This window comes from uncultured Negativibacillus sp., from assembly GCF_944388365.1.
In the GTDB taxonomy this organism is placed as follows: Bacteria; Bacillota; Clostridia; order Oscillospirales; family Ruminococcaceae; genus Negativibacillus.
The window spans coordinates 1-3,814 of the sequence record NZ_CALXIN010000145.1; the positions used below are offsets into that span (position 1 = coordinate 1).

At 53.7% G+C, this 3,814-nt stretch carries 3 protein-coding genes; 1 reads left to right on the forward strand and 2 read right to left on the reverse strand.

Going from position 1 to position 3,814, the window contains the following annotated elements:
* Window positions 1–178: 178 nt before the first annotated feature.
* Complete coding sequence (locus Q0L39_RS11230) at window positions 179–1,075, reverse strand: LysR family transcriptional regulator (RefSeq protein WP_296629241.1); 897 nt, start codon at window positions 1,073–1,075, stop codon at window positions 179–181.
* A 310-nt stretch (window positions 1,076–1,385) separates the two neighbouring features.
* Here Q0L39_RS11230 and Q0L39_RS11235 point away from each other — a divergent pair, with 310 nt between their 5' ends.
* Entirely contained in the window at window positions 1,386–2,099 is a 714-nt protein-coding gene (locus tag Q0L39_RS11235) for a GNAT family N-acetyltransferase (RefSeq protein WP_296629243.1), read from the forward strand.
* Window positions 2,100–2,173: 74 nt separating this feature from the next.
* On the opposite strand, the gene Q0L39_RS11240 is transcribed toward Q0L39_RS11235, so the two are convergent.
* The gene (locus Q0L39_RS11240) at window positions 2,174–3,544 is read right to left on the reverse strand and encodes an MATE family efflux transporter (RefSeq protein WP_296629245.1); all 1,371 of its coding nucleotides are present in this window, start codon (window positions 3,542–3,544) and stop codon (window positions 2,174–2,176) included.
* Window positions 3,545–3,814: the final 270 nt, after the last annotated feature.

Genomic DNA, 3,814 nt, shown 5'->3' on the forward strand with positions numbered 1-3,814 from the left:
GGCTTTGCCCATTCTCCGAACTTTTCTGCAGAAAAGTTACTCCCCTCGGGAACTTTGCTCCGCAAAGTTCTCTCCCCCTGTCTGCTCCGGCAGCGGGAGGATGTCAGGTTTTGCACCTGTCACTTCGGGCAGTAGGATGCCTTCGTCGAACTTACTGACTGCCGATACAAAGGAAGCCCTACACCACCTGCTCCTCAAAATAATCCTGTACACTTTGCAGAAAGACGCTTGCAGCGCGGGAAAATACCTGATACTTTTTCCAGACAAGGTAGCCGTGTACCTCCATCGGCGGAGAAAATGGCCGAAAGCAAAGATTGCTGCCGTTGGTGTTGATGAGGTTGTCAAAGCACAGCGCATACCCCAAACCCTCGTCCACCAGCAGCGAAGCATTGAACAAAAGGTTGTAGGTGGCAACGATGTGCAGCTCGGACAGCTCCTTTTTCATCCATTTTTTCAGAACATCTCCGTCGCCTTTCTGGTGGGAGACGATCAATGCCTTGTCCCACAGGTCCTCGGGACAGATACTCTCTTTTTCTGCCAGCGGGGAATCTCTGCGCATCAGTACGCCCCATCTGTCCTTGGTCGGCAGCACGATCGTCTCATACTTCTGCGGGTCCACCTGGGTGAACAGCAGTCCAAAGTCGATCAGACCCTTTTCCAGATAGTCCAGCACATGCTGTGCGTTGCCGCTGGAGATGTGGTACTGAATGTCGGGATATTGCTGGTGCAGCTTTTTTGCCACCCTGGCAAACAGCCGCACCGCTTCGGTCTCGCCGGAACCGATGAACACATTTCCGGCGATGGTCTCGTCGCTGCCGTTGATTTCGTCCTGGGTGCGCTGTACAAGCGAGAGAATCTCCTCCGCCCGTTTGCGCAGAATCATTCCTTCCTCGGTCAGCGTCACCTTGCGCGAACCTTTCACTCCGCGGATGAGCAGCTGCTTGCCCAGCTCCTGTTCCAGACTTTTCAGCTGGGTGGACAGGGCAGGCTGGGACACATGCAGCGATTCTGCCGCCGCCGTGATGTTCTGTTCCCGCGCAACCGCCAAAAAATATTCCAATAATCGCAGTTCCATCAAAATCTCCTCCCAGCCCAGTATAGGGAAATTTTGCATCCGTGTCAATGCGGCAAACTGCACCTCCGTCCACTTGGGATAAAAAAGGGCGCAGAGGATGGATTTGCCGGCTCTTTTGTGTTAGAATGATGGTAAGCAATCACAAGCTACCATCGTGTTTGGGAGGTGAACGGTCATCTATACCTATCAGAGTTTAGCAAAGATACCCAATGCCGAGATTGCAGCCTGTCTCAATCTGGCATTTTCCGACTATGCACTGCCGCTGCAGCTGACCGAGGAGCAGCTCGGCGCCGTTTTTGCAGCCAGCGCAATGGACAAGCAGCTTTCGTTCGGCGCATTCTCCGGTGACAGGCTGGTCGGATTCATCCTCAATTCCTGCAGCATCTATCAGGGAGCAAGGGCAGTTTTTGACGTCGGCACAGGAGTGATTCCCGAACATCGGGGAAACAAAGTGTTTACCAATCTGTTTGGGTTTGCACAGCAGCAGCTGCAGGAACAGGGAATCAAACGATACTATCTGGAGGTTTTGCAGCAAAATGACAGGGCAATTCATGCCTATCAAAAGCAGGGATTTTCGACCGAGCGGGAGTTTTGCGTTTTAAATCTGACTGCAAATCTGCCGCAGGACCCAGCTTTGCAGGTTTCCTGTGTGGATTTGGCAGCGTTTGATGCTCACCGGTTTGACGATTGTACCCGCGTTCCGCCGTCGTATGAACATTCAGACAACCTCCTCAGGCTGCACCCTGAGTTGTATTCGGTGGCATATCGACAACAGGAGCAGAAGCTCACCGCCTTCTGTGTTTTTTCAAAGCAGGACGGCCGCCTGATACAGCTGGGCTATACAACAATCGACGAGCTAAGACAGGTTGTCCGCTGGCTGATGTCGCGATACAGCCGGATTGTCATCAAAAACATCGACAAGCGCTGTGCGGAGGTGCTGGCGATGCTGCATTCGCTGGGAGCCGTTGAGGTAGCTAAGCAGTATGAGATGGTCAAGGAGCTGCGTGCGGAAAAGAAAGAATAACCGCATAAATGAAAACTGACCGCAGCAAAGAGAAAGCGGCAGCAAAACCTCAAACGGTTTTGCTGCCGCCATTTTTATTCTATGGTGAGAGATGCAGGTTCTTCTTTTAATTTGTGATGGAGGAATCTCCAGAACAGCAGCGTCAGCAGCGTACCTTTGCAGACGCTGGACAGCGAGATGCTCCACCAGATGCCGTCCAGTCCCAGGCTGGTCGCGGAAAGAATCAGCGCCGCCGGAATGCGCGCAGCGGTGAGGGTGATTCCCACCACCGATGGCGGCAGTGTTCTGCCAAAGCCGCAGTAGGCGCCGTTGTTGACACCTTCCCAGCACATGAACATCTGGGAGAATCCCAGGATGGTCAGGTAGCTGACTCCCATCGGGATGACGTCCGGCTCGCTGATGAACAGCTGGAACAGCCATCCGCCGCAGAAGATCAGCAGCAGCGTGCAGAAGATTCCCCAAACGGTCATCGCAATCATCGCAGCGCGGTAACCTTTGCCGGCGCGCTGCAAATTTTTGGCGCCGTAGTTTTGTGCAATAAAGCTGTTGATCGCCACCGAGAAGCCGTCCGAGATCATCCACGCGACCGATTCAATCTGGGAGCCGACCTTCTGTACAGCGACGGCGGCATCTCCAAAGCTTGCAACCTGTCGGGCGATCACCATCGAGATCAGCGGGAACAGACAGCTTTGCAGCGCGGAGGGAAGTCCCAGCTGGACAATCTCCAGACAGTGCTGCTTGCTCATCCTGCCAAACAGGTGGACATGGCAGAACAGATGGTCGTCCTGCCGGATGTACATCAAAAACAGGATGGATACCAGCCACTGTGCCAGCGTGGTCGCCCAGGCAGCGCCGGCCGCCTTCATCGCAGGAATCGGTCCCAGACCAAAGATGAGCAGCGGGTCGAACACGATGTTAAACACCAGACCGATGGTCATAAAATAAAATGGAGTTTTGCTGTTGCCGGTGGTGGTGATGAGCGCGGTGAACATCTGATTGAGGAAGCTTGCGAGGATACCGAGGCTGACGATCATCAGATACTGAACCGCCGATTCCACGACCGCAGGATCATTGAGGTGAAAAAAGCCGATGAGCGAACGGCAGCCAACCAGCATCACGACGGTGTATGCCACAGAAAGCAGCGTTCCCAGCTGAATGGCGTTCTGGGCGTACTTTCCAGCCTCGACCACCTGATCGGCGCCCAGCTTTTGCGCGGTATGAACCTGTCCGCCCATGCGGGAAAGCACCGTAAAGCCGGTGGACAGCCACATAAACATGCCGGCGGTTCCTACTGCCGCCACAGCGCCGGAGCCCAGCTTGCCGATCCACACCATATCGACCAGATTGTACGCCATCTGAATCAGCGCAGTTCCCATGATCGGCAGCGCCAGCTGAACCAGCGTTGTCATAATATTTCCTTGCAGTAAATCAACTCGTTTTGCCATCAAACTCTACCCCTTTCAGAACGCAATTTCGTTTGCACCCCAGTATAGCATATTTTGGAATTTCCCACAAGTGGGTTTTTCGCAGGGAAGTCCCTGCAAAGGCCCGCACACAGACTTTCTGCAAATTCACACTTTAAGTGGTGCGGGCATGAGAAGGAAACAAAGTTTCCTTCTCCGAACATTCTTCTAAACCTTTGTGGGCCTACGCGGCCCACACCCGCGGAAACTTTCTTGTGTGAAGAAAGTTTCACAAAGAGCACACAAGGAACC

What these genes read in the sequence shown, in the direction of transcription:
- Q0L39_RS11230 (WP_296629241.1), bottom strand. Translation starts at nt 1,075, where the DNA reads ATGGAACTGCGATTATTGGAATATTTTTTGGCGGTTGCGCGGGAACAG.
- Q0L39_RS11235 (WP_296629243.1), top strand. Translation starts at nt 1,386, where the DNA reads ATGGACAAGCAGCTTTCGTTCGGCGCATTCTCCGGTGACAGGCTGGTC.
- Q0L39_RS11240 (WP_296629245.1), bottom strand. Translation starts at nt 3,544, where the DNA reads ATGGCAAAACGAGTTGATTTACTGCAAGGAAATATTATGACAACGCTG.